The sequence below is a fragment of the Pantoea sp. SGAir0175 genome (genome assembly GCF_043547855.1).
In genome coordinates this window covers 1,954,475-1,981,141 of sequence record NZ_CP028081.1, presented here as the reverse complement: position 1 = coordinate 1,981,141, position 26,667 = coordinate 1,954,475, and the positions used below count along the sequence as shown (strand labels likewise).

23 protein-coding genes are annotated in these 26,667 nt (G+C 57.1%); 12 read left to right on the top strand and 11 right to left on the bottom strand.

Annotated elements, in window-relative coordinates; translation table 11 throughout:
* Window positions 1-49: 49 nt before the first annotated feature.
* Entirely contained in the window at window positions 50-1,177 is a 1,128-nt protein-coding gene (locus C1N56_RS09130) for a DDE-type integrase/transposase/recombinase (protein WP_394517419.1), read from the bottom strand.
* A gap of 311 nt (window positions 1,178-1,488) precedes the next feature.
* Between C1N56_RS09130 and xthA the strand changes: the two genes are divergently transcribed.
* Entirely contained in the window at window positions 1,489-2,295 is an 807-nt protein-coding gene (gene xthA / locus C1N56_RS09125; RefSeq protein WP_058771257.1) for an exodeoxyribonuclease III, read from the top strand.
* A 33-nt stretch (window positions 2,296-2,328) separates the two neighbouring features.
* On the opposite strand, the gene C1N56_RS09120 is transcribed toward xthA, so the two are convergent.
* From C1N56_RS09120 to C1N56_RS09105, 4 genes are all read right to left on the bottom strand, one after another.
* Window positions 2,329-2,625: a YnjH family protein gene (locus tag C1N56_RS09120; protein WP_021510070.1), complete on the bottom strand. Its 297-nt coding sequence runs from the start codon at window positions 2,623-2,625 to the stop codon at window positions 2,329-2,331.
* Entirely contained in the window at window positions 2,625-4,547 is a 1,923-nt protein-coding gene (locus tag C1N56_RS09115) for a DNA topoisomerase III (protein WP_058757713.1), read from the bottom strand. The genes C1N56_RS09120 and C1N56_RS09115 overlap by 1 nt, the downstream gene beginning before the upstream one ends.
* A gap of 21 nt (window positions 4,548-4,568) precedes the next feature.
* A complete protein-coding gene (gene selD, locus C1N56_RS09110; protein ID WP_394517418.1) occupies window positions 4,569-5,612 on the bottom strand; it encodes a selenide, water dikinase SelD in 1,044 nt (347 codons plus the stop codon).
* A gap of 153 nt (window positions 5,613-5,765) precedes the next feature.
* The gene (locus C1N56_RS09105) at window positions 5,766-6,317 is read right to left on the bottom strand and encodes an NAD(P)H nitroreductase (RefSeq protein ID WP_394517417.1); all 552 of its coding nucleotides are present in this window, start codon (window positions 6,315-6,317) and stop codon (window positions 5,766-5,768) included.
* Between the two features lie 171 nt (window positions 6,318-6,488).
* Between C1N56_RS09105 and sppA the strand changes: the two genes are divergently transcribed.
* The 3 genes from sppA (at window position 6,489) to pncA (ending at window position 10,069) form a co-directional block, all read left to right on the top strand.
* Window positions 6,489-8,345: a signal peptide peptidase SppA gene (gene sppA / locus C1N56_RS09100; RefSeq protein ID WP_104189025.1), complete on the top strand. Its 1,857-nt coding sequence runs from the start codon at window positions 6,489-6,491 to the stop codon at window positions 8,343-8,345.
* An 85-nt stretch (window positions 8,346-8,430) separates the two neighbouring features.
* On the top strand, window positions 8,431-9,444 hold the full coding sequence (ansA, locus tag C1N56_RS09095; RefSeq protein ID WP_058757717.1) for an asparaginase: 1,014 nt from the start codon (window positions 8,431-8,433) through the stop codon (window positions 9,442-9,444).
* 16 nt (window positions 9,445-9,460) lie between these two features.
* Entirely contained in the window at window positions 9,461-10,069 is a 609-nt protein-coding gene (pncA, locus tag C1N56_RS09090; RefSeq protein WP_031280213.1) for a bifunctional nicotinamidase/pyrazinamidase, read from the top strand.
* A gap of 35 nt (window positions 10,070-10,104) precedes the next feature.
* Here pncA and C1N56_RS09085 read toward each other — a convergent pair whose 3' ends face one another.
* Both C1N56_RS09085 and msrB read right to left on the bottom strand, forming a co-directional pair.
* Window positions 10,105-10,386, bottom strand: a complete 282-nt coding sequence (locus tag C1N56_RS09085; RefSeq protein ID WP_058774606.1) for a YeaC family protein — start codon at window positions 10,384-10,386, stop codon at window positions 10,105-10,107.
* A 2-nt stretch (window positions 10,387-10,388) separates the two neighbouring features.
* A complete protein-coding gene (gene msrB / locus C1N56_RS09080; protein ID WP_394517416.1) occupies window positions 10,389-10,799 on the bottom strand; it encodes a peptide-methionine (R)-S-oxide reductase MsrB in 411 nt (136 codons plus the stop codon).
* Between the two features lie 338 nt (window positions 10,800-11,137).
* On the opposite strand from msrB, the gene gapA reads away from it, so the two are divergent.
* Complete coding sequence (gene gapA / locus C1N56_RS09075; protein ID WP_021510061.1) at window positions 11,138-12,136, top strand: glyceraldehyde-3-phosphate dehydrogenase; 999 nt, start codon at window positions 11,138-11,140, stop codon at window positions 12,134-12,136.
* 74 nt (window positions 12,137-12,210) lie between these two features.
* Complete coding sequence (locus tag C1N56_RS09070) at window positions 12,211-13,086, top strand: D-hexose-6-phosphate mutarotase (RefSeq protein ID WP_058771253.1); 876 nt, start codon at window positions 12,211-12,213, stop codon at window positions 13,084-13,086.
* Between the two features lie 24 nt (window positions 13,087-13,110).
* Here C1N56_RS09070 and C1N56_RS09065 read toward each other — a convergent pair whose 3' ends face one another.
* Together C1N56_RS09065 and C1N56_RS09060 are read right to left on the bottom strand one after the other, a co-directional pair.
* Window positions 13,111-13,959 (bottom strand): aldo/keto reductase, encoded by an 849-nt coding sequence (locus C1N56_RS09065; protein ID WP_262257893.1) that lies wholly within the window; start codon window positions 13,957-13,959, stop codon window positions 13,111-13,113.
* A gap of 83 nt (window positions 13,960-14,042) precedes the next feature.
* Entirely contained in the window at window positions 14,043-14,792 is a 750-nt protein-coding gene (locus C1N56_RS09060) for a MipA/OmpV family protein (RefSeq protein ID WP_058774604.1), read from the bottom strand.
* A 409-nt stretch (window positions 14,793-15,201) separates the two neighbouring features.
* Between C1N56_RS09060 and yeaG the strand changes: the two genes are divergently transcribed.
* The 6 genes from yeaG to C1N56_RS09030 all read left to right on the top strand — a co-directional run bounded on the left by yeaG (window position 15,202) and on the right by C1N56_RS09030 (window position 23,928).
* Entirely contained in the window at window positions 15,202-17,136 is a 1,935-nt protein-coding gene (yeaG, locus tag C1N56_RS09055) for a protein kinase YeaG (protein ID WP_021510057.1), read from the top strand.
* A gap of 90 nt (window positions 17,137-17,226) precedes the next feature.
* Complete coding sequence (locus C1N56_RS09050; RefSeq protein WP_031280211.1) at window positions 17,227-18,501, top strand: YeaH/YhbH family protein; 1,275 nt, start codon at window positions 17,227-17,229, stop codon at window positions 18,499-18,501.
* 231 nt (window positions 18,502-18,732) lie between these two features.
* Window positions 18,733-20,460 (top strand): potassium/proton antiporter, encoded by a 1,728-nt coding sequence (locus C1N56_RS09045; RefSeq protein WP_021510055.1) that lies wholly within the window; start codon window positions 18,733-18,735, stop codon window positions 20,458-20,460.
* Window positions 20,461-20,535: 75 nt separating this feature from the next.
* Window positions 20,536-20,769, top strand: coding sequence for a DUF1480 family protein (locus C1N56_RS09040; RefSeq protein ID WP_104093260.1), 234 nt, complete (start codon window positions 20,536-20,538; stop codon window positions 20,767-20,769).
* Between the two features lie 378 nt (window positions 20,770-21,147).
* The gene (wbaP, locus tag C1N56_RS09035; protein WP_058757724.1) at window positions 21,148-22,614 is read left to right on the top strand and encodes an undecaprenyl-phosphate galactose phosphotransferase WbaP; all 1,467 of its coding nucleotides are present in this window, start codon (window positions 21,148-21,150) and stop codon (window positions 22,612-22,614) included.
* A 120-nt stretch (window positions 22,615-22,734) separates the two neighbouring features.
* Window positions 22,735-23,928 (top strand): multidrug effflux MFS transporter, encoded by a 1,194-nt coding sequence (locus C1N56_RS09030; protein ID WP_394517415.1) that lies wholly within the window; start codon window positions 22,735-22,737, stop codon window positions 23,926-23,928.
* Here the strand turns inward: C1N56_RS09030 and dadX are convergent.
* Together dadX and C1N56_RS09020 are read right to left on the bottom strand one after the other, a co-directional pair.
* Window positions 23,921-24,991, bottom strand: a complete 1,071-nt coding sequence (gene dadX / locus C1N56_RS09025; protein WP_058757726.1) for a catabolic alanine racemase DadX — start codon at window positions 24,989-24,991, stop codon at window positions 23,921-23,923. The two genes, C1N56_RS09030 and dadX, sit on opposite strands and share 8 nt — an antisense overlap.
* Before the next feature lie 21 nt (window positions 24,992-25,012).
* Complete coding sequence (locus tag C1N56_RS09020) at window positions 25,013-26,314, bottom strand: D-amino acid dehydrogenase (protein ID WP_394517414.1); 1,302 nt, start codon at window positions 26,312-26,314, stop codon at window positions 25,013-25,015.
* Window positions 26,315-26,667: the final 353 nt, after the last annotated feature.

The window sequence follows — 26,667 nt, the reverse complement described above, 5'->3', positions numbered from 1 at the left end:
GGTTTGTACCAACAGATCAGACCGGGCACACAGGTAACACTTTTTGTGGTCAGTCGATCTGGATAATACGCTTTTCTGCCCGGTCATAATACGCAAGGATGAGCCTGTCGAAGAGGATGACGTCAATGCCGTCGTCCACTTCCAGGAACCGCACGTACTCGCCCCGTAACGCTGCGCTCAGGAAGGTCCGCCCGTTCAGCCTCAGGTCGCCTTTTTCACCGACTTTGTACAGCTTCGCCCCCTCCGGATAGCCCACCTCCGGCACTTTTCCGTTCCATTTCCGCGGTGAAGGCGTCCATATTTTCGCGGGCGGCTGCTGCCCGTGCGCCTCATGCGGCTTTTCCTGATTGAACTCGTTCCGCCATCCGCTGCACCACGCCTGCTGCTCCGGCAGCGAGCCAAAGACGTCGTGATGGCTCATGGCGACCTTCAGCGATCGGTGCATCCGCTCGTGGCGGGCGTTCTGCCCCGGACAGCCCGGCGCGGTTCTTTCCGGCTGTATCCCCAGTTTTATCAGCCACACGCTCAGCTGCGTCAGCGCGAGGATGCCCGGCGCAACGAAGGGCGAGCCGTTGTCGGTGCGGATAACGTCGGGCAGCCCGCCTTCCAGGAAGGCCTTTTCCATGCAGCCGCGCACGAACACCGTGGTCTCCGACGTGCCCGGCTCGCAGGACAGCAGGTAGCGGCTGTGGTTATCGGTGAGCGTGAAGGGGCGGCACCAGCTGCCGTCTTTCAGGCGGAAGCGCCCTTTAAAATCAGCGCTCCAGACGTGGTTATTCCTCACGGGTGTCGTGAGACTGCGCAGGTTGCCCGGCGTTCGCTTATGCGGCGTCCGCGGCTGCACCATTCCCGCCGCCTTCAGCAGGTCGCCGATGGTGCTGGCGGCGGGCACGATGAAGTCAGCGCCGTTGCTGAGGAACCAGTGGCGGATTTTTTTTGGCCCCCAGTCGGGGTGCTGCTGGCGGAACTGAACAAGGCGCGCGGCGATGTCGGGGGCGATTTTATCGGGCTGGAGATGGCGGGCGCGGGAGAGATTTTCAAGCGAGGAGAGCTCGCCGGGGTTAAAGCGGCTGAGCCACTTGTAGCCGGTTTTGCGGCTGATGCCGTGGCGGTGACACAGCTGCGTCATGGATTCCCCGCCTGCCTGGCAGGCGAGGATGAATTCAAGGCGTTGCATGGTAACAGTCTCAGTCCAGGGCATAGTGAGTCTCCTCTGCTATGCCGTTTATAACTGTTACCCATGTGCCCGGTCTAAAGTGTTACCCATGTGGCCGGTTTGTACCTTAATGCGCACCTGGATATTCACATCAACGCCCCCAGACTGAACGGCATCGCCTGTCTTACCCCGCTATCCTGCGTCTCCCACGACAAATCACCTGCGTTCTGCCTCTCGCTCTTATCGGCACGCTCTTATGACGCAAGCCATGACTTTTGCCGCAAACCTGGTTACCATCGCCGCAACCTTTTGCGACGAAAAATGGCAGCGAAATGAAATTTGTCTCTTTTAACATCAACGGTTTGCGCGCACGCCCTCATCAGCTGGCGGCGCTGGTTGAACAGCATCAACCGGATGTCATCGGCCTGCAGGAAACCAAAGTGCACGATGACATGTTCCCGCTGGAAGAGGTCAGCAAACTCGGTTACAACGTGTTTTATCACGGCCAGAAAGGCCATTACGGCGTGGCGCTGCTGACGAAGACGCAGCCGGTGGCAGTTCGACGCGGTTTTCCCGATGACGGCGAAGATTCCCAGCGACGTCTGATCATGGCAGAAATTCCCAGCCCGATAGGCGATATCACTGTCATCAACGGTTACTTCCCGCAGGGGGAAAGCCGTGACCATCCCATCAAGTTCCCGGCCAAAGAGAAGTTCTATCGCGACCTGCAAAGCTATCTCGAGCAGCAACTGGCGGCCGACAAGCCGGTGCTGATCATGGGCGATATGAACATCAGCAGTACCGACCTGGACATTGGTATTGGTGAAGAGAACCGCAAGCGCTGGCTGCGCACCGGCAAATGCTCTTTCCTGCCGGAAGAGCGCGAGTGGATGGACCGTTTGCTGCAGTGGGGGCTGGTCGATACGTGGCGTGAGAAAAACCCGGAAACCGCAGATCGCTTCTCGTGGTTCGACTATCGCTCCAAAGGATTTGATGACAACCGCGGTCTGCGCATCGATCTGCTGCTGGCCAGCCCACCGCTGGCTTCACGCTGCATCGACAGCGGCATCGACTACGACATTCGCAGTATGGAAAAGCCGTCCGATCACGCGCCGGTGTGGTCCAGCTTCAAGCTGTAACTGAACAGCGTGGCGCCTGCGCGCCACGCTCGCTTATTTAATGATTTTCCAAATCAGCGGATTGGTACCCAGCACTTTTTCATCACGCGCACACTGCAGCAGTACGCCCTCTGCTTTCACCACGGCGCCTTCGGAGTAGCTGCGGTTTTCATAGATACAGCACTGCAGGCAGTTGTTCTGCTGACGATTCTGCCCCTGCGTCCACACTTCCGGCGGCATATCCACCACCACATCGGTATTGCCCATTCGCGCGGGCTCCGGCTGGCGATTAGCCAGCGCGGCATGGCTGCACAGCAGCAGCCCACTCAGCAACAGCGTTGCGTAACGCATTATTCCGTCTCCTTCGTTTTGCGCCGGGGCGTTTTGCCTTTACTGCGCGTCTTCGCTCCGGTCGCGGCTAATCCACGAAAAGCCTGCAGCGACGGCCTCTGGCGCGCCTCACCGATTAGTCCGATTAAGGTACTGACCAGCGGCTGCATAAACTCATCATAGCGACAGGCTTTTTCACTGATGCGGGTAAGCGTTGACTCCCAGTGCGCCGTCATATCCGGCCGCGCGGCCATCTCAGGTAACGCATGAATCAGCGCCCTGCCCGCCTCGGTTGAGTGAATATAGCGACCTTTTTTCACCAGAAATGTACGGCGGAACAGCAATTCTATGATGCCGGCGCGCGTCGCTTCCGTTCCTAAACCATCGGTCGCACGCAGCACTTTCTTTAATTCTTTATCCTGCACAAAGCGGGCGATACCGGTCATGGCCGACAGCAGCGTGGCGTCGGTGAACGGCCGCGGCGGCTGGGTTTGCTTCGCCAGCACCTCACCACGCTCACACAACAGCTCATCGCCTTTACTCACCACCGGCAGCGGCGTGCCATCATTCTCTTCATCGCGCTCTTTACTGCCCAGCAGCGCACGCCAGCCGGCTTCGGCAAGAAAACGTGCTTTGGCAACGAACCTGCCACCGCCGATATCGAGGTCGATGACGCATTTGCGAAATACCGCGTCGGGACAAAACTGCATCAGATACTGGCGCGCAATCAGACCGTAAATATTGGCTTCATTGTCGCTCAGGTTCACCTTGCTGGCGCGCGCCGTAGGAATGATGGCATGGTGCGCATCCACTTTTTTATCGTCCCAGCAGCGATTTTTCTGATCCGCATTGAAATCCGCTGGCAGTGATACGTCCGGCTGATGCGCCTGAATGGCGTTCAGCACCGCATGACGTCCGGCAAAATGTTCATCCGGCAGATAGCGGCTGTCCGAACGCGGATACGTAATCAGCTTATGGGTTTCATACAAACGCTGACAGCAGTCCAGTACCGTCTGGGCACTGAGGCCAAAACGCTTCGCCGCCTCGATTTGCAGGCTGGAGAGGGAAAATGGCAGCGGCGCCGTTTCTGACTCCCGCTTATCGTTGTAGCCGGTAACCCACGCCGGTTTGCCGTTGATACGTTCAAGCACGTGGTCAGCGAGTGGACGATGCAGCAACCGGCCCTCGTCATCCTGCCACGGTTCACAGGCATCGCTGGGGATCCAGCTGGCAACGAAGCGCTCCTCTTTCGGGGTGACGATGTGCGCTTTAACTTCGAAGTAATCTTTCGGCACAAAGTTTTCGATCTCTTCATCGCGCCTCACCACCAGCCCCAGCACCGGCGTCTGTACGCGTCCCACCGAGAGCACGCCGTCGTAACCGGCGTTGCGGCCCAACAGCGTCCAGGCGCGCGTCATGTTGATGCCATACAGCCAGTCAGCGCGCGCCCGGGCCAGCGCCGAAACGCACAGCGGAATGAATTCACGGTTCTCGCGCAAACGGCTCACTGCGCGCTCGACCGCCGCAGGGTTGAGGTCGTTAATGAGGCAGCGCTGCACCTGCTGGCGCTTTTCAGCCGGCAGCTGCAGATAATCGAGCACTTCGTCGACCAGCAGTTGTCCTTCGCGATCCGGGTCACCGGCGTGCACCACCACGCTGGCCTGCTGCAGTAAGCCCTCGATCACTTTGAGCTGCTTCGCCACCGACGGGCGCGGCTGCAGGCGCCATTTGTCCGGGATGATGGGTAAATCCGCCAGATTCCAGCGCGCATAGCGGCTGTCATAGCTGTCAGGCTGCGCCTGTTCCAGCAGATGCCCGACACACCAGGTCACAACCTGGTCATTACCACAGGCAATATAGCCGTCGCCACGTCGATGCGGTTTGGGTAGCACATCGGCGATGGCGCGTGCCAGACTGGGTTTTTCAGCAATAAACAAACGCATGAATGGCGTCGTTCCTTTACGTCAGGTGACTACAGTAATCAGTGGATGGGCGCGGTCGGCCGGCAGCAGTGTGCCAATCGCCGTGGCCTCAACGCCAGCCTGCGCGGCGCACGCGTGAAACGCCGCCACAGCGTCAGGCTGTACCGCCACCAGCAGCCCGCCGGAAGTTTGCGGATCGCACAGCAGTGCGCGCGTGGCCTCATCCATGGCAGAAATGTGCTCGCCGTAGCTGGCGAAGTTGCGGCTGGTGCCGCCCGGCACCGCGCCGGCCGCAATGTACTGGTCCACGCCGGGCAGACGCGGCACCTGTGCGGCCTGCACATGTGCGCGCAGGCCGGAGCCCAGACAGATTTCACTCAGATGCCCCAGCAGACCAAAGCCGGTGACATCGGTCATGGCGCTGACGCCGGGCAGTTTAGCAAATTCCGCCCCTGCGCTATTGAGCTGGCACATCACCTGCGCCGCCAGCGTCTGATGCTCCGCACGCAGCAGCCCTTTTTTCTCTGCGGTAGTCAGAATACCGATGCCGAGCGGTTTGGTGAGGAACAGCTCGCAGCCCGCCTGCGCAGCGCTGTTCTTTTTCACGCGCGCTACGTCAACGATGCCGGTAACGGCAAGGCCAAAAATCGGTTCCGGCGCATCAATTGAGTGACCACCCGCCAGCGCGATGCCGGCCGCCTGGCAGGCCGCGCGACCGCCTTCAATCACCTGCTGTGCCACCTTCGCATCCAGCACATTAACCGGCCAGCCGAGAATAGCGATGGCCATGATCGGTTTGCCGCCCATGGCGTAAATATCACTGATGGCGTTGGTGGCCGCGATACGGCCAAAGGTGTGCGGATCGTCAACGATGGGCATAAAGAAGTCAGTGGTGCTGATCACCGCCGTGCCGTTGCCAAGATCGTACACGGCAGCATCGTCACGGGTTTCATTGCCGACCAGCAGTTGCGGATCGTGAAAGGCAGCCAGTTCGCTGTGCAGAATGGTCTCAAGCACCTGAGGTGAAATTTTACAGCCGCAGCCAGCGCCGTGGCTGTATTGCGTCAAACGAAGCGGTTCGCTCATGGCGGGTTCCTTGTGCGCTGAACAGAGAGGGCTATGTTAGCCTGGCAGCCCGCTGCTGGTAAGCGCTGTCGCAGCTAAGCGCGATCTTTCGCACAGCGACTGTGCAATCAGTGTCGTTGCATGCACCTTGCCGCAGAAACCCGCTGCTGTCTGTCAGAAATAACTGACAAAAGCCTCGCTATCGGGCGCAACCACGGTGGTATTCGCTTTCAGCTGCGGCGTTCCGAGGTAGAGGAAACCCACAATCGCATCCTGCTCGCGGCAGCCAAAGGAGGCGCGTACCTGCGGATGATCGGTCCACGGCCCGCTGCGCCAGATGCCGTTAAAGCCCTGCGCGACGGCCGCCATTTGCATCGCCATCACCGCGCAACCCGCGGACACGACCTGCTCCCAGCGCGGCACTTTGGCGGAGGCTTCGCAGTGCGCGACAACGGTGATGATCATCGGCGCGCGGAATGGTGACGTCCGGGCCTTCTCGATAGCTTTGTCATCCAGCTGGCTGTCGCGTGCGGCCTGCTCCAGCAGATGGCTGAAGCGTTCGCGCCCCTCATTTTCAATGATGATGAAGCGCCACGGCTGCAGCGTTCCATGATCCGGTGCGCGCATACCCGCGTGCAGAATATTCTGCAGCACCTCACCGGCCGGTGCCGGCTCGGTCAGACGCGACGCTGAACGACGGTTTATCAGTAATTCCAGAGCATCCATCTTGATTCTCCCGTGATTAACAAAGCGTGGGCTAATCCTGGCACAGCGCGATCTTTTGTAACAGTCTGGCGCGATTTCCTGCTGACTTTTCGCACGCTGCTCTTTAGGATGAACCCGACATCGGGGCAGACCGCACACCGGCTGCCCTGGCTACGTGAATATGGAGAGTTTATGCGCACATTGTGGCGAATTATTGCTGGCCTGTTCCGCTGGAGCTGGCGGGTGCTGAATTTTATCCGGGAATTTATCCTGAATCTGTTCCTGATTGTGTTAATTCTGGCCGGCGTCGGCATCTGGCTGCAGCTATCCAGCGCCAGCAGCAGTGAACCGGTGCAGCAGGGTGCGCTGAAAGTCGATCTGAGCGGCGTGCTGGTGGACAAACCGTCGGTCAGCAATCGTCTGAGCCGCATCAGCCGCCAGCTGCTGGGTGCCAGCAGCGATCGTTTGCAGGAAAATTCGTTGTTTGATGTGGTCGATGCCATTCGTCAGGCAAAGAGCGATAAAAATATCACCGGCATGGTGCTGGATCTGCGCGATTTTGCCGGCGGCGATCAGCCTTCGCTGCAGTACGTGGGTAAGGCACTGCGCGAATTCCGCGACGCGGGCAAACCCATTTTTGCCCTCGGCGACAGCTATAGCCAGGCGCAATATTATCTCGCCAGCTACGCCACGAAGGTCTATCTGTCGCCGCAGGGCACGGTGGATCTGCACGGTTTCGCCACCAACGGCCTGTATTACAAATCCCTGCTGGATAAGCTGAAAGTCAGCTCACACGTGTTCCGTGTCGGCACCTATAAGTCCGCGGTTGAACCTTTCCTGCGTGATGATATGTCGCCGGAAGCGCGCGATGCTGATGGCCGCTGGGTCGGCCAGCTGTGGCAGAACTACCTCAACACGGTGTCCGCCAACCGGCAAATCACGCCGCAGCAGCTGTTCCCGGGGGCGGCGGGCATCATCAGCGGTCTGCAGGCCGTTCAGGGCGATACCGCTAAATATGCCCTGGATAACAAACTGGTGGATGTGCTGGATTCGCGCGCTGCCGCCGATCGCGAGCTGGTAAAAACCTTTGGCTGGGATAAAGCCAGCAACGACTACCGCAACGTCAGCATCTATGACTATAACGTCAAACAACCGACGCAGCAGGATGGCAACATTGCGGTAATTCTCGCCAGCGGCGCCATCATGGACGGCGAAGAGAGCGCCGGCAACGTCGGTGGCGACACCACCGCTGCACAGATCCGCGACGCCCGCCTCGACGACAAAATCAAAGCTATCGTGCTGCGCGTCAACAGCCCGGGCGGCAGCGTAACGGCCTCTGAAGCCATCCGCGAAGAGCTGGCGGCGGCGCATGACGCCGGTAAGCCAGTGGTGGTTTCAATGGGCGGCATGGCGGCATCGGGCGGCTACTGGATCTCCACGCCGGCCGACTACATCGTCGCTGCGCCGAGCACCCTGACCGGATCGATCGGCATCTTTGGCGTGATCAATACGGTGGAGAATAGCCTGAGCAGCATCGGCGTGCACAGCGATGGCGTTGCCACCTCGCCGCTGGCGGATGTGTCGACCACCAAAGCGCTGCCGGCTGAAGTGCAGCAGCTGATGCAGCTGACCATTGAAAACGGTTATCGCAACTTTGTTGGACTGGTGGCGGTGTCACGCCATAAAACGCCACAGCAGATTGATGCCATTGCGCAGGGTCACGTCTGGACCGGTAGCGATGCTAAAGCCAATGGGCTGGTGGATGCGCTGGGCGACTTCGACGATGCGGTGGCCAAAGCCGCCGAGCTGGCGAAGGTCGCGAAACCTGAACTGAGCTGGTATCAGGACGATCCGGGAATGATCGACCTGCTGCTGAACCAGATGAACGCGTCAGTGCAGGCCGTACTGCCGGCCGCGCTGAAAGTGTGGCTGCCGGCACCGGTCAGCGAAGTGATGGGAACGCTGCAGGCGCAGCCGGGCCTGATGAATAATCTCAACGATCCGCAAAACCGTTACGCGTTCTGCCTGACCTGCGGCAACGTACGCTAATCTTTACAGCCCGGCCGCTGGTCGGGCTGCTTTTCCCCGCTAATCCCCTTATACTGCGCGTTTTACGGCAAGTCTGAGTCCATTCATGCAAAAGAAAAATATCTATGTAGCCTACACGGGCGGGACCATCGGTATGCAACGCTCCGCGCAGGGTTACATTCCGGTCTCTGGCCATCTGCAGCAGCAGCTGGCGATGATGCCAGAGTTTCACCGTCCGGAAATGCCGGATTTCACCATCCACGAATACCATCCGCTGATTGACTCCTCGGATATGACGCCGCAGGACTGGCAGTCAATCGCTGACGACATCCAGCTGAACTACGATCGCTATGACGGTTTCGTCATTCTGCATGGCACCGATACCATGGCGTTCACCGCGTCGGCGCTGTCGTTCATGCTGGAGAACCTGGCCAAGCCGGTGATCGTCACCGGGTCGCAGATCCCGCTGGCCGAGTTGCGCTCAGACGGTCAGCAGAACCTGCTGAACTCGCTGTACGTCGCGGCTAACTATCCGATTAATGAAGTGGCGCTGTTCTTCAACAACACGCTATTCCGCGGTAACCGCACCACCAAAGCCCACGCCGACGGCTTTAATGCGTTTGCGTCACCGAACCTGTCGCCGCTGCTGGAAGCAGGCATCCATATTCGCCGTCTCAATACGCCACCAGCACCGCGCGGCAGCGGTGAGCTGATCGTCCATCCGATCACGCCTCAGCCGATTGGTGTGGTGACCATCTATCCAGGCATCTCTGCCGACGTGGTGCGCAATTTCCTGCGTCAGCCGGTGAAGGCGCTGATTCTGCGCTCTTACGGTGTGGGCAACGCGCCACAAAACGCCGAGTTTCTTGCCGAACTGCAGCAGGCCAGCGAGCGCGGCATTGTGGTGGTGAACCTGACGCAGTGCATGTCCGGCAAGGTCAACATGGGCGGTTACGCCACCGGCAACGCACTGGAACACGCCGGCGTGATCAGTGGTTTTGATCTGACCGTCGAGGCCACCCTGACTAAACTGCACTTTTTGTTAAGCCAGAACCTCACCAGCGCTGAAATTCGTGCCAAAATGCAGCAGAATTTACGTGGCGAACTGACCGAAGACTGATACGGAGCAAAATCCCATGAAGCGGGCATTGATAATCATCGATATTCAGAACGATTTTTGCCCCGGCGGCCCGATGGCCGTGCGTGAAGGTGACCAGACGGTTGCCGTTGCTAATCGCTATGCACGCGAATTCCGCGCGCGCGGTGAATGCGTGGTGGCATTGCAGGACTGGCATCCGGCCAATCACGGCAGCTTTGCCTCGGTCTCTGGCGAGCCGGTGTATACCCTCGGTGAACTGAATGGTCTGGCGCAGATCTGGTGGCCGGATCACGGCGTGCAGCACTCACAGGGCGCGGATTTCCATCCGGATCTCGATCGCAGTCTGATTGATGCGGTGTTCCATAAAGGCGGCGATGTGGATGTGGATAGCTACAGCGCCTTTTTCGATAACGGGCACCGCCGCAAAACCGAGCTCGACAGCTGGCTGCGCGAGCGCGGCATTACTCACCTGGTGATGCTGGGCCTGGCGACCGATTACTGCGTCAAGTACAGCGTGCTGGATGCGCTGGAACTGGGATATCACGTTGAGGTGGTGCAGGAAGGCTGCCGTGGCGTCAATCTCAATCCGGACGACAGCGAGATCGCGATCGCGCAGATGCAGGCGCAGGGTGCGGTCATTATCTGAAAATCAGGGCTGGAACTCTCCAGCCCTGCAGCCAGTTAATGCAGGTTGATGCGCGTCACGTCGGACTCGATTCCCCACTCTTCCTTCAGCTGTTTTTTCGACTTCATTACCATCTCGCCGCCTTTACCGATGGTCATGTGCTGCGGTTCGTCGTTGTGCCGCGCCTGCCACAGCATCACCAGCTGCAGGCAGTTATCTTTCTGATCCTGCGTCAGCGCCACGCCGTCTGGCCACTTGCCGGTTTCCACCGCGCTGGCGAGGCGCTCGTAGACTTCCGGCGTCATCGCCGCCAGCATTGCTTCCAGTTCCTGCTTCATGCTCAGCCCTCGTGCTGATTGCCCTGCTCGTCAGTAAAGTTCAGCGACGCTGAGTTGACACAATAGCGCTCGCCGGTTGGCTGCGGGCCATCCGAGAAGACGTGGCCCAGATGGGCGTCGCAGTTACCGCAGCGGATTTCGACGCGGTGCATACCGTGCGAGTCATCTTCCAGATAGCGGATAGCTTCATCGTTATACGGCTGGTAAAAGCTCGGCCAGCCGCAGCCGGAGTCATACTTGGTTTCGGAGAGAAACAGCGGTGCGTTGCAGACCAGGCAGTGATAGATACCCTCCTGCTTGTTGTGCAACAGCGCGCCGGTGAAAGGCGGTTCGGTTCCACGATGCTGAGTGACGTAGCGCTGCATTTCCGACAGCTGGGCAATTTTTGCCTCGGGTGCGGTGTCTTTAGCCATTTTGAGTTCCGGAGTGTCATTCTGTAAAAATCGTCTAGTATTCTAACAAACGAACAACATCTTCCGGGTCTTTTTTCGTGCGGATGCTTTTGCCCCGACCAGCACTGCGCAATTTTGTGATGACGATCACTCTTTGCAACAGTCATCCCTTTTTAGTCTGCATTCGGCGTAAGATAGGTGCGCAATAAGGGCGCTGCGCAAGCGTTTGCGCACCCAATTATTCCTGGCGCTGGAATTGACCTGTCGCAACAATTGACACGATTCCGCTTGACGCCTGGTAAGGTTTTTGTAATTTTACAGCCAACCTTTTATTCACTAACAAATAGCTGGTGGAATATATGACTATCAAAGTAGGTATCAACGGTTTTGGCCGTATCGGTCGCATCGTTTTCCGTGCTGCTCAGCAGCGTTCTGACATCGAAATCGTCGCGATCAACGACCTGCTCGACGCCGATTACATGGCTTACATGCTGAAGTATGACTCTACACACGGTCGTTTCGACGGCACCGTAGAAGTGAAAGATGGCGCGCTGATCGTTAACGGTAAAAAAATCCGTGTTACCGCTGAGAAAGACCCGGCTAACCTGAAATGGGACGAAGTGGGCGTTGACGTTGTTGCTGAAGCAACCGGTATCTTCCTGACCGACGAAACCGCACGTAAACACATCACTGCCGGCGCGAAGAAAGTGGTTCTGACTGGCCCGTCTAAAGATGACACCCCAATGTTCGTTCGTGGTGCCAACTTCGACAAATATGCCGGCCAGGACATCGTGTCTAACGCTTCCTGCACCACCAACTGCCTGGCACCGCTGGCTAAAGTGATCAACGACAAGTTCGGTATCGTTGAAGGTCTGATGACCACTGTTCACGCCACCACCGCCACCCAGAAAACCGTTGATGGCCCGTCTCACAAAGACTGGCGCGGCGGCCGCGGTGCAGCGCAGAACATCATCCCATCTTCTACCGGCGCAGCAAAAGCAGTAGGCAAAGTTCTGCCAGAGCTGAACGGTAAACTGACCGGTATGGCGTTCCGCGTACCAACACCAAACGTCTCTGTGGTTGACCTGACCGTCCGTCTGGAAAAACCAGCGTCTTACAAAGACATCTGTGCAGCCATCAAAGCCGCTGCTGAAGGTGACATGAAAGACGTGCTGGGCTACATCGAAGACGACGTGGTTTCTACCGACTTCAACGGCGAAACCCTGACTTCCGTGTTCGACGCGAAAGCCGGTATCGCTCTGAACGACAACTTTGTGAAACTGGTTTCCTGGTACGATAACGAAACCGGTTACTCCAACAAGGTTCTGGATCTGATTGCACTGGTTGCTGCTAAGTAAGCTAACCGGCTAAACAGACAAGGGGTGACTTCGGTCGCCCCTTTTTTTTCGATTGGATGAGAGAAGGTCTGACAATGCACAATTCGCTCTTTAACTTGCCCGTGGTGACGCAGATCACCCCTTACCTGTCGCAGCGTCAGATGGGTGAATTATCGATTCTGGTGATCAGCCATCCGAAAGTGCGCGCCGCCATTGCCCTGCAGGGTGCGCACCTACTGGCATGGCAACCGGCCGGTCAGCAGCCCGCCATCTGGCTCAGCGACAAGACGCCATTCGTCAGCGGAAAAGCCATTCGCGGCGGCGTGCCGGTCTGCTGGCCGTGGTTTGGTCCGGCAGGTGAACCTGCGCATGGCTTTGCCCGCAATCAGCCGTGGACGCTGACGGCGCATGATGAGAACGAAGATGCGGTCATGCTGACGTTCACGCTGGAAAGTAATGCACAAACGAAAAAACTGTGGCCGCACGACTTCACACTGCTGGCGCGCTTCCGCATTGCTGAACACTGTGAGATTGAGCTGGAAGCCTGGGGCGATTATGAAGCCACTGCCGCGCTGCACAGCTATTTTCAGGTGGCGGACATTGCGCAGGTTGAAGTCAGCGGGCTCGGCAACAGCTACATCGATAAGGTGCAGGACAGTGCCATCGGCAGCGCAGCGGACGGGAAACAAACCTATCCCGATCGGGTTGATCGCATTCATACCGCAGCGGAAGACTGCAGCGTGATCCACGATCGCGCCGGTAAACGCCAGATTGAAGTCTATCACCATTATCAAAGTGACGTTGTCACCTGGAATCCTGGCCCGGCACTGTCCTGCAGCATGGCCGATATGCCTAATGATGGTTATAAAACCATGGTATGCGTGGAGACGGCGCGGATTAGCAAACCGATGAAAAGTGCCGGAGAAACCCCTGCCCGCCTTGGCGTCACGCTGAGAATCCGCAATAAGTAATGCTGAACGGCGCGCACGCGCCGTTTACACCACATCCAGCGCCAGTTTATGCTGCGGCGGCGGAAAGGCGCGATCCAGCAGCGCCAGCTCATCGCTGGTCAGGGTGATATTCAGGGCCGCCGCATTCTCCTGCACGTGCGCCACGCTGCCCGCCTTGGGAATGGCCATTACGCCCGGCTGGCGAATCACCCAGCTCAACAGCAACTGAGCGATGCTGATGCCCTTCTGTTGTGCAATCTGCTGCAAAGTCGCATCGTCAAACAGCGCCTGACGCAGCCGTCCGGCCTGCGCCAGCGGACAGTAAGCCATGACGGGCGTATGGTGCTGCTGACAGAGCGGCAGTAAATCGAATTCAATACCGCGTGAAGCCAGATGGTACAGCACCTGATTAGTCGCGCAGCCCATCCCTCCGGCTTCACTCCACAGCTCCTGCAGATCGTCGCTATCAAAATTGGAGACGCCCCAGTGGCGGATTTTGCCCTGCTGCTGCAGCGTTTGCATGGCGCGCACGGTCTCCTCCAGCGGCACATTACCGCGCCAGTGCAGCAGATAAAGATCGAGATAGTCCGTCTGCAGACGGCGCAGACTGCGCTCACAGGCGTCAATCGCATCGACCTCACCGGCGTTCCACGGGTAAACTTTTGATACCAGCCAGGCTTGATCGCGCCGTCCGCGCAGCGCAGCGCCGACCACCTCTTCCGCGCCGCCTTCGGCATACATCTCAGCGGTATCGATCAGTTTCAGTCCGGCGTCCAGTCCAGCCTGCAGCGCAGCGATTTCCTGCGCCCGCTGTGCCGGATTCTCGCCCATATACCAGGTGCCCTGGCCGATAGCCGGTAACGGCGTATCCTCATTGAACTGAATTGTCTTCATCTCACCTCCCGTTGCGCCATTACGGGGCGCAATATTGGTGCAGGGTAACAAAAACGCCTCATTATGAGGCGTTCGCGCGGTCATCAGAAGCTGTAGCTGACGCCGGTCCACAGCGTAAACTGACCGTCTTTATCTACCATTGGACTGTCTTTAATTTCGCTGGCGAAACGGGTGTAACGGCCTGACAGGCTGGCGTTCCAGCTCTCGCTTATCTGGTAGCTGGCGTTCATCTCGACGTAAGGCGACCAGCTGTCGTCCGGGTGATAGCGATCGATGCCGGTACGCGCGCTTTCGTGGCCGGAAACGCCGTAGTAATAGCGGTTTTGGTTGGCACTGTTCCACATTGCGCCAATGCCCGGTGTCAGGCTGAACGCGCCGAAATCAAAGCGGTACAGGTAGGTCAGGTCCCAGATCATGCCGTTGCTGTTATTCAGCACATCGCCCAGCAGCGCGGTACGCACAATTCCCCAGTCAGCAACGTGACGATAAGTCGCGCCGGCCATCAGCGTCATGCGACGCTTGTCCAGCCCTTTCATATCGCCCAGATCGTTATCTTTCGGGTCATACTGCTGCGGCGAGCCCAGCAGCGTTAACGACAGCTGATTCTGCGGGTCTTTCCACAGGTAATAACCGCCCTGCAGGCTGCGGAACCAAAAGTTTTCTCCCTCATAATTGATGACCGGGATCGGCAGGTAACGGTCCTGGCCGCCGCGATAGGGCGACTGGGCATAAATAACCGAAGCCCCAAGTGACACGGGTTCAGCGTAAGTGCTGAACGCCGCAAAATAGCAAGGACACATCAGAGCAAGCGCTTTAAGTTTGAAATGGTTCACAATTTATTCATTCCATTAATATAACAATCACACGCAGAGTCTAACCAAATTTTGCCACTGGTTTAACTTTTAATGTTGATTTCCTTTTTATCCTGTCAGAAGCGTCTGAGACGCAGTGCACCTGTTGCCGCAAGGGCGTGACGGCCTTAGCGCTTATGAGACTTTGTTATTGATATATCGCTAAATAAGGAGAAAAGACGGAGCAATTTTTCTGATTGCCTTCTACAGTAAAAGTAAGACGAGAATTTTTTGTACGAGCAGAGTAACCATAAGAATTGTGAATCCCGATAAAAAATCGTCAGGTTGGCATAAGGGTTGCTGTACTCAATAAAGAATATCTTCCGGGAGCTGCAAGAGCATCTTATTACGCTCCTTTACCTGTGCTAAAAACGAAAGGACGGGCATCGCTATGAATATATTCGATCACTATCGTCAGCGTTATGAAGCTGCCAAGGACGAAGAGTTCACACTGCAGGAATTCCTCACCATCTGTAAGCAGGATCGCAGTGCATACGCCAACGCGGCAGAACGACTATTGATGGCCATCGGTGAGCCTGTGATGGTCGATACTGCCCAGGAGCCTCGCCTTTCCCGTATCTTCTCTAACCGCGTCATCGGACGCTATCCGGCCTTTGAAGAGTTTTACGGTATGGAGGAAGCGATTGAGCAGATCGTCTCCTACCTGAAACACGCCGCGCAGGGGCTGGAGGAGAAGAAACAGATTCTGTACCTGCTCGGCCCGGTGGGCGGCGGTAAATCCTCGCTGGCCGAACGGCTTAAAGCGCTGATGCAGCGCGTGCCAATCTATGTGCTGAGTGCCGACGGTGAACGCAGCCCGGTCAATGACCATCCGCTGTGCCTGTTTAATCCGCAGGAAGACGCCAATATTCTGGAAAAAGAGTACGGCGTGCCGCGGCGTTACCTTGGCACCATTATGTCGCCGTGGGCGGCAAAACGGTTGCATGACTTTGGCGGCGACATCACCCGCTTCAAAGTGGTGAAAGTGTGGCCGTCGATTCTGGAACAGCTGGCTATCGCCAAAACCGAACCGGGTGATGAGAACAACCAGGATATTTCAGCGCTGGTGGGTAAAGTGGATATCCGTAAGCTGGAAAACCACGCGCAAAACGATCCGGATGCCTACGGTTATTCGGGTGCGCTGTGCCGCGCCAACCAGGGCATCATGGAATTCGTGGAGATGTTCAAAGCACCCATTAAAGTGCTGCATCCGCTGCTGACCGCTACTCAGGAAGGTAACTATAACGGTACCGAAGGGATTTCCGCCCTGCCGTTTAACGGCATTATTCTGGCGCACTCCAACGAGTCAGAATGGGTGACATTCCGTAACAACAAGAACAACGAAGCTTTCCTTGACCGTGTATACATCGTGAAGGTGCCTTACTGCCTGCGCGTATCCGAGGAGATCAAAATTTATGAAAAACTGCTCAACCACAGTGAGCTGACCACCGCGCCTTGCGCACCCGGCACGCTGGAAACGCTGGCGCGCTTCTCGATTCTGTCGCGCCTGAAAGAGCCGGAAAACTCCAGTATCTACTCGAAGATGCGCGTCTATGACGGTGAAAGCCTTAAAGACACCGATCCGAAAGCGAAATCGTGGCAGGAGTATCACGATTACGCCGGTGTGGATGAAGGCATGAACGGCCTGTCGACCCGCTTCGCCTTTAAGATTCTGTCACGCGTGTTTAACTTCGACCATGCCGAAGTAGCGGCTAACCCGGTACACCTGTTTTACGTGCTGGAGCAGCAGATCGAGCGCGAGCAGTTCCCGCAGGATCAGGCGGAGAAGTATCTGGAACACCTGAAAGGCTATCTGATTCCGAAATATGCGGAGTTCATTGGCAAAGAGATTCAGACCGCTTACCTCGAATCCTATTCGGAGTATGGTCAGAACATCTTCGACCGCTACGTCACTTACGCGGATTTCTGGATTCAGGATCAGGAGTACCGCGATCCGGATACCGGCCAGCTGTTTGATCGTGAATCACTCAATGCCGAGCTGGAAAAGATCGAGAAACCTGCCGGGATCAGTAACCCGAAAGATTTCCGTAACGAGATTGTCAACTTTGTGCTGCGCGCACGAGCGCAGAATAACGGACGCAATCCAAACTGGACCAGCTACGAAAAACTGCGCACGGTGATCGAGAAGAAAATGTTCTCCAACACCGAGGAGTTGTTGCCGGTGATTTCGTTCAACACCAAAACATCCACGGACGAACAGAAAAAACACGACGATTTTGTCGATCGCATGATGGAAAAAGGCTATACCCGCAAGCAGGTGCGTCTGCTGTGCGAATGGTATCTGCGCGTGCGCAAATCGTCATAATCGACAGCGGTAAGCTACGCGGCATCCACATGCCGCCTGAGGAGGCCGGACCCGTTCCGGCCTGGCTTACAGCGTAGTTTGGGGGAATTTATGGCCTATTTCATCGATCGGCGTCTTAACGGCAAGAATAAAAGTGCGGTCAACCGGCAGCGCTTTTTGCGCCGTTATAAGTCGCAAATCAAACAGTCGATCTCCGAGGCCATCAACAAGCGTTCGGTCACCGACGTGGAGAGTGGCGAATCGGTGTCGATTCCTGTTGACGACATCAACGAGCCGATTTTCCATCAGGGGCGCGGCGGCAGTCGTCATCGCGTGCATCCGGGGAACGACCACTTTGTGCAAAACGACCGCATTGAGCGGCCGCAGGGCGGCGGTGGTGGCGGCAGCGGTCAGGGCAATGCCAGCCAGGACGGAGAAGGTCAGGACGAGTTCGTGTTTCAGATTTCCAAGGATGAGTACCTCGATCTGCTGTTTGAGGATTTAGCGCTGCCTAACCTGCGCAAAAATCAGCATCGCCAGCTCAATGAGTACAAAACTCACCGCGCGGGCTTCACCTCGAATGGCGTGCCGGCCAATATCAGCGTGGTACGCTCGCTGCAAAACTCGCTGGCGCGACGAACCGCCATGACCGCAGGCAAACGTCGTATGCTGCACGAACTGGAAGCCACACTGAGTGAAGTCGAAAACAGCGAGCCGGCGCAACTGCTGGAAGAGGAGCGGCTGCGTAAAGAGATTGCGGAACTGCGGGCGCGCATTGAGCGTGTGCCGTTTATCGACACCTTTGACCTGCGTTACAAGAATTTCGAGAAGCGGCCTGAACCGTCCAGCCAGGCGGTAATGTTCTGCTTAATGGACGTTTCCGGCTCGATGGACCAGGCGACCAAGGATATGGCGAAACGCTTTTATATCCTGCTTTATCTGTTCCTCAGCCGGACTTACAAAAACGTCGATGTAGTGTATATTCGTCACCATACTCAGGCGAAAGAAGTCGATGAACAGGAGTTCTTCTACTCGCAGGAGACCGGCGGCACTATCGTCTCCAGCGCGCTTAAGCTGATGGACGAAGTGGTGAAAGAGCGTTATGACCCGTCGCAGTGGAATATTTATGCGGCGCAGGCCTCGGACGGCGATAACTGGGCGGATGACTCACCATTGTGTCATGAAATTCTGGCGAAGCATATTCTGCCGGTGGTGCGCTACTACAGCTACATTGAGATTACCCGACGGGCGCACCAAACCCTGTGGCGCGAGTATGAGCATCTGCAGGCGATGTTTGATAACTTTGCCATTCAGCACATCCGCGAGCCGGAAGACATCTACCCGGTATTTCGTGAGCTTTTCCACAAACAGGTCGCTGAAGCCTGAGTTTACCAGCCGGTCACCGACCGGCTTTTTCTTTACCCCGCCCGGCTTAACCCCTCTGAAAACCCTGCTGTTTTTCTGTGCGGATTTAACCTTCTATGGGATAGCACGCCACAGAATGAAAAAATGTGCAATTAACCGCTGACAAGCTATTGATAAGGCATTATCTTTTCACCTTGTCTGTGTGAATTGCCCGCAATTTGCTTTTTTATGCCCCGCCGCAGGAGAACGCCGTTGAATGCCAGCATGATTTACAGTTTGTTCATTATTGGTTCCGTGCTGGTCGCAGCAAGTATTCTGCTGAGTTCCTTCTCGTCGCGTCTCGGTATCCCGATTCTGGTGATCTTCCTGGCGCTGGGGATGCTGACCGGCGTGGACGGCATCGGCGGTATTGCCTTTGATAACTATCCGGTGGCCTATCTGGTGTCCAACCTGGCGCTGGCGATTATTCTGCTCGACGGCGGCATGCGCACCAAGGCCAGCTCGTTCAAGGTGGCGCTTGGTCCGGCGCTGTCGCTGGCCACCGTTGGCGTGATGATTACCGCCGGCCTCACCGGTCTGGCTGCCGCCTGGCTGTTTAAGCTCGATCTGATGCAGGGCTTCCTGATTGGCGCCATTATCGGCTCGACCGACGCCGCAGCGGTGTTTTCACTGCTGGGCGACAAAGGGCTTAACGAGCGCGTCAGTTCCACGCTGGAGATTGAATCAGGCAGCAACGATCCAATGGCGGTGTTTCTTACCATTACGCTGATCGATATGATCCAGCAGGGGCAGAGCGGCCTGAGCTGGATGTTTGTGGTGCATCTGGTGCAGCAGTTCGGCCTGGGCATTGTGCTCGGACTGGGCGGTGGCTGGGCGCTGCAGCAACTGATCAACCGCATCAGCCTGGCACAAGGGCTCTATCCGCTGCTGGCGCTGAGCGGCGGCATCATTGTGTTTGCCCTGACCACGGTGATGGAAGGCAGCGGCATCCTGGCGGTCTATCTGTGTGGTTTCCTGCTGGGCAACAGCCCGATTCGTAACCGCCACGGCATTCTGCAAACTTTCGACGGCATGGCCTGGCTGAGCCAGATTGGTATGTTTATCGTGCTTGGCCTGTTGGTGACGCCGTCTGATCTGTGGCATATCGCGCTGCCGGCGATGATTCTCTCGCTGTGGCTGATTCTGGTGGCGCGTCCGCTGTCGATTCTGGTCGGGCTGCTGCCGTTTAAAGGCTTTACCGGACGTGAACGCATCTTTATCAGCTGGGTAGGCCTGCGCGGTGCGGTGCCGATTATCCTCGCGGTGTTCCCGATGATGGCCGGGCTGGAGAATTCAAAACTCTACTTCAATATCGCCTTCTTCGTGGTTCTGGTATCTCTGATGCTGCAGGGCACGTCGCTGGGCTATGCCGCTAAACGGGCTAAGGTGGTGGTACCGCCGACCGCATCGCCCATCAGCCGCGTCGGGCTGGATATCCATCCGGAAAATCCGTGGGAGCAGTTTGTTTATCAGCTCAGCGCCGACAAATGGTGCGTTGGCGCCGCGCTGCGCGATTTGCAAATGCCGCGCGAAACGCGCATTGCCGCCCTGTTCCGCGATAACGCGCTGATGCACCCCAACGGCAATACGCGTCTGAAAGAGGGTGACGTGCTGTGCGTTATTGGCCGCGAGCGCGATTTGCCGGCGCTGGGCAAAATGTTCAGCCAGACGCCGCCGGTGGCGCTGGATCAGCGCTTCTTTGGTGACTTTATCCTTGATGCCGAGGCGCGCCTGCGCGATGTCGCGCAGATCTACGGCCTGGAGCTCGATGAAGAGACCAACGATCAGCAGTCGCTCGGCCAGTTGATTATGGGTCTGCTCGGCAGCACGCCAGTGGTGGGAGATCAGGTCGAGTGGAACCAGCTGACGTGGACGGTGGCGGAAAAAGAGGATAACCAAATCGTCAAAATCGGGGTGCGCGTGCGGGAAGAGAAGGAATAATCTGAGGCCGTATCGCTCGTAAACTGCGTGTCAGCGTCTATGATCACTATTCCACCCAGCAAACGGGAGAAGATGATGGGACACGTGGTGAAGATTGGTCGTTACGAGATCGTCGATGCAGTAATGGATGCGGAGAAGCTGGATACCGTCGGCATCCCCTGCCATACCAACCCCGGCCTGAGTTATCAGCTCGACGGCTGGGATCATGAAACCAGCGTACCGGCGTGGATTGATGGCGAACCGGTTGATCTGCAAATCGGCCACTATGACAAGCAGCAAGACCGCTGGGTATTGAAAAAACCGGCCTGATATTTTCCTCACCGCCATTCACTTTGACTGGCGGTCATTCCGAAAAGTAGTCTTAAAATAGTCTGTTATTTCTCGGCACCTTTTACTTTTAGTATTATTTTTCAACAGATTAGGCAGTTTATACTTTAATCAAATATTGTTTTTTCAGACTCTTTCCATATTAACTCTGTCAAATAACTCCTGCATACTCTTAAACGTTGCTGCAGCTTTTCGTGACGTAAATCACGTCTCAAACGGCCCTTTCCATGCAGCGCTTATGGCAGCACTGACTCATATCTCGCTGAATATTATTTTATTTCTGCTTTCAGCGGACGACTCCTGAGCGCGTACTTGATTCTGGTCAGGCCATCTTTTACTTAAGAAAAGAGAGCAGGTTTTATGGCAAGTACATTGGTAATGAACGATGCAACCCGCTCGTGGAGCGGACTGCGCAAAAATCTCATCGCGAAAGTGGCACTCAGCTTTTCGGATTTAATTGCACTGAACCTGGCATTATTTTTATCCGCGGCCACCGTCCAGGGTATTTGGGGAGAACTGGACAGTTTTATTCCGCCGCAGCAAATTGAATACCGCTTTGTCGCACAGTTAGGCCTGTCAGTGCTGTGCACAGCCTGGTTCTGGGTGCGTATGCGCCACTACACCTACCGCAAACCGTTCTGGTTTGAGCTGAAAGAAATCGTCAAAACGCTGTTTGTGTTTTCGCTGCTGGATCTGGCGCTGATTGCCTTTTCCAAATGGGACTTCTCGCGCATGGTGTGGGTGTTTAGCTGGACCTATGCCCTGCTGCTGCTGCCGCTAATGCGCGCCGGCGTGAAGCGTGCTATCAACCGTGCTGGTCAGTGGCAAAAAGAGACCATTATCATCGGCTCTGGTAAAAACGCCATGGAAGCCTACGCAGCGCTGCAGAGCGAGGAGATTCTGGGCTACAACGTGCAGGCGTTTATCTCGCTGGATGATGAGCCTCACCAGGAAAGTGTTAACGGTGTGCCGGTTATTACCTGGAAAGACATCAACTGGCAAACCATGGACCGTGACAACACGCAATTTATCGTCGCCACCGAATTTGAACAGCAGGTGGTGCGCGATAAATGGCTGAAGTTTTTGTCCAAGATGAAATGCCGCTCGATTTCGGTTATCCCTACGCTGCGCGGTGTGCCGCTGTATGGCACCGATATGTCGTTTATCTTCAGCCATGAAGTGATGATCCTGCGCGTCAGCAATAACCTGGCGAAACGCTCCTCGCGTTTCCTCAAGCGCACTTTCGACGTGGTGGTTGCCTCACTGCTGCTGCTGTTTCTTGCCCCGGTGTTCGGTCTGCTGTGCTGGATGGTGAAGCGCGATGGCGGTAACGCTATTTATGGCCACGAGCGCGTCGGTCAGGATGGCGTGAAGTTTAAGTGCCTGAAGTTCCGTTCAATGGTGACCAACTCGCAGGAAGTGCTGCAGAATCTGCTGGCCACCAGTGCCGAAGCGCGCGCTGAGTGGGATCGTGATTTCAAACTGAAGAACGATCCGCGCATCACCAAAATCGGTGGCTTCCTGCGTAAAACCAGCCTGGATGAACTGCCCCAGCTGTGGAACGTGATTCGTGGCGAAATGAGTCTGGTGGGACCGCGTCCGGTGATTGAAGCTGAGCTGGAACGCTACGCGGGCGATGTCGACTACTATCTGATGGCCAAACCGGGCATGACCGGCCTGTGGCAGGTCAGCGGGCGTAACGATATCGACTACGACACGCGCGTCTATTTTGACTCCTGGTACGTGAAGAACTGGGCGCTGTGGACTGACATCGCCATTCTGTTCAAAACGGCTGGCGTGGTGCTGCGCCGCGACGGTGCTTACTGATACCCTCGACGCGATGTCTGCGCTGTGCCGGCAGACATCGCCTTTTCGTTTTAGCCCTTTCTTTTTGGCCGCAGACTCATTACCCTTCTCGCCTGTTTAACAGGACGTTACTGGTTCGTAATGCAAAAGTTTACCCTACTTCTTTTGAGCCTGGTGCTGCTGGCACCGCTGGGCATCGATCTCTACCTCCCCACGCTGCCGCAGATTGCCGCAGGTCTTAATAGCCCGGTCAGTCTGATCCAGACCACCATTCCGCTGTTTTTGCTGGTGATGGGTATCGGTCAGCTGGTCACCGGTCCGCTGGTGGATAATTTTGGCCGTAAGCCGATCGCGCTGATCGGCCTCGCGCTTTACATCATCGGCAGCGCAGTGGCCGCAACCGCCACCGTCTGGCCGGTGTTCTTCCTGGCGCGCCTGATTCAGGGCTGCGCGGTATGCTGTAGCGCGGTGGTGGCATTTAGCGGCGTGCGCGATCGGCTGAGCGGCGATGCCGCGGCGCGCGCTTATGGTTTCCTCAATGGCGCGCTGAACATCGTGCCGGCGCTGGCACCGCTGCTCGGCGGTATTCTGGCGGAAGCCTATGGCTGGCGTGCGCCCTTCTGGTTCCTGTGCGGTTATGCGCTGGTGATTGCCATTATTGTGGTGGTCGCACTGCCGGAAACGCGTCCGGCGGACACGCTGCGCGTCAAAGGACTGCCGCTGGCGCAGTATGCTGCCATCGCCCGGCAGCCGCGCTTTCTCGCTTTCGCCTTTGCCAACGCGGGCGCGCTCGGCATGGTGCTGACCTACGTTTCGCTGGCACCGCACGTGTTGATGACCGAAGGTGGCCTGACGCCGCTGCAGTTCTCCTTTGCCTTTGGCGCCAACGGTTTCTGGATCATGCTGGTCAGCGCCTTTGTTAATAAAACCATTCGCAAGGCGGGCCGCCCGTTTTGTCTCGCCATGGGGTTTGTCACCATGCTGCTCGGTGCGCTGCTGCTGGTGGCGGGGATGACGCTGTTTCCTGCGGCCTGGCAAACCCACTGGTCGCTGTACATGATTCCGGTGGCGATCTCGGTAGCTGGCCTGGCCTTCACCGTCGGGCCGGCCACCAGCTATGCGCTGGAGCCGTATCAGCAGCAGGCGGGTGTGGCAGCGGCGCTGCAGGGATTTATCCAGATGGCGGGCGGTGCAGGTGGCAGCCTGGCGATGGTGGCGCTGCCGGTGGCGGAGAAATCAGCGTTAGCGCTGATGATGCTGGTGGGTGCAGCGCTGGCGCTGATCGCCTGGCGCTGCAGTAAGAACATGCGTGGTACAGTGACAGCGCTTAACTAAGCGTGACCGGGACGCGCGGCGCGAGTGCACACATCAGCTCGTAGCCTACCGTTCCGGCGGCTTTCGCCACCTCATCAATTTTCACCTCGTTGCCCCATAGCTCCACGCGCGAACCGATACCCGCCTGCGGGCAGGGTTCAAGGTCAATCATCATCATGTCCATCGAGATCGCCCCGAGCGTTTGCGTGCGGATGCCGTCTACGCTGACCGGCGTACCGGTCGGCGCATGGCGCGGATAGCCGTCAGCATAGCCACAGGCCACAATACCGATACGCTGTGGCGCGGCCGCGTGGTAGCGATAACCGTAGCCAACGCCCTCGCCGGCACCGATCTGCTGTATGCCAATAATTTCACTGCTGAGCGTCATTACCGGCTGCAGACCGGTACTGGCGATATCCTGCCAGTCGCCACTCGGTGACGCACCGTAGAGAATAATCCCGGGCCGCACCCAGTCAAAATGCGCCTGCGGATGCCACAGCGTGGTCGCTGAGTTGGCAAGCGAACGCGGACAGTTCAGCCCTTCCGCCGCCTGTTCCACGCGCTGCATCGGTTCCACCAGCCCCTGCGGGTTTTCCGCATCGGCAAAGTGCGCCATCAGCGTCATTTCCCCCACGTTGGGCAACGCACGCAGCTTGTGCCAGGCCGCCTGCGCCTGTTCCGGACGAAAACCGAGACGGTTCATGCCGCTGTTGATCTTCAGATAAACATCGACTGGCGCCGACAGCTGCGCCTTCGCCAGCGCCTGAATCTGCCAGTTACTATGTACGCTGGTGGTCAGGCGATAGCGATCGATCAGCGTCAGGTCATCGGCGTGAAAGAAGCCTTCCAGCAGCAGAATTGGCTTTTTCCAGCCCTGCTCGCGCAGCAGGATCGCCTCTTCCATATTCAGCAGCGCGAAACCGTCGGTCTCCGCCAGACTCTGCCATACGCGGGCAATGCCGTGGCCGTAGGCATTGGCCTTCACCACCGACCAGACGCGCGCGTGCGGTGCCGCCTGACGCACAATCGCCAGATTGTGGCGCAGCGCCTGTTGATTAATGGTGGCACCCGTAGGACGTGACATGTTTTTACTCTCCCTGAAGTATCAGCGCGTCGCGCTGGCATTACGCAGCGGCGATGCCGTGGCCGCAAAGCCCGGCAGATAACGCAGCACCGACAAGTCGTCGGCGGCGATGGCCGGTTTACGCCCCGAAATCAGATCGGCCAGCAGCTGGCCGGAACCACAGGCCATCGTCCAGCCCAGCGTACCGTGCCCGGTGTTCAGCCAGAGATTGGTCAGCGGCGTGCGCCCAACTATCGGCGTGCCGTCCGGCGTCATCGGGCGCAGTCCGGTCCAGAACGTAGCCTGTTCAACATACCCGCCCTCAGGATAGAGATCGCGGACCACCATCTCCAGCGTTTCACGTCGTGCCGGCAACAGTTTGGTGTTAAAACCAACGATTTCGGCCATGCCACCGACGCGAATGCGGTCATCGAAGCGTGTCACCGCCACTTTATAGGTCTCATCCAGGATGGTGGAGACCGGCGCGCCCTGCGGATCTTTGATCGGGATAGTGAGGGAATAGCCTTTCAGCGGATAGACCGGAATCGACACGATGTCTTTCAGCAGCGCCGTGGAGTAAGAGCCACACGCCACGACGTAAGCATCGGCTTTGATGACTTCATCGCCGCACTTCACGCCATAGATGCGATTGCCTTCGCGCAATAGCTGATCCACCGACGTGTCATAACGGAAAGTGACACCGGCTGCGGCTGCCATTGCCGCCAGACGCTGGGTAAACAGCTGGCAATCACCGGTTTCGTCATTCGGCAGGCGCAGGCCGCCGGTCAGCTTGTGCGCGGTACCCGCCAGCGCCGGCTCCACACTGTGCAGCTGATGCGCTTCCAGCAGCTCATAAGGCACACCCGCTTCACGCAGCACCGCGATGTCTTTGCTGGCGCTGTCAAACTGTTGCTGCGTGCGGAACAGCTGCAAAGTGCCGCCCTGGCGCCCTTCATAGGCGATGCCGGTGCTGCTGCGCAGTGCTTTCAGGCAATCGCGGCTGTATTCGGCGATGCGCACCATACGGCCCTTGTTTTCCTGGTAGTGACGCATGTCGCAGTTGCGTAACATGTTCCACATCCACTCCAGCTGGAACTTGCTGCCGTCAAGTCGCACCGCCAGCGGTGCGTGTTTCTGAAACATCCACTTTACCGCCTTAAGCGGTACACCGGGCGCCGCCCAGGGTGCCGCATAGCCAGGCGAAATCTGCCCGGCATTGCCGGCACTGGTTTCCAGCGCCGCGCCGGGCTGGCGATCGATTACGGTAACGTCATGCCCCGCCTGCGCCAGATACCACGCACTGGCTACCCCTACGACACCACTACCCAGAATGACTACGCGCATAAGCCCCTCATCGCGAAAAGCATAATTAACTGGTATCACCATCGGGTTTAGCATAACCCGATGGCTGAACTGATATTACATTCGACCCTTTCATTTCACATGTTTTTCACTTAACTGCACACTGAAATCATGCGGTCGCGCCAAAATCAGAGTTTTTTGTGCCTTAAAAGCGTTAACCAGCGAATTATTATGCGAAAGGCAGAGCATCTCACTTTTTTCAGGAGAAAGCGCCGCAGTCATATCGCGCGCTTATAAACAGGATTTAATTCTGCAATTTATCACTCAGATAACACATCACCTTATTAGCTACCAAAGCACGCCTATTATGATGATTTTGTACCAAAAGAATTCGA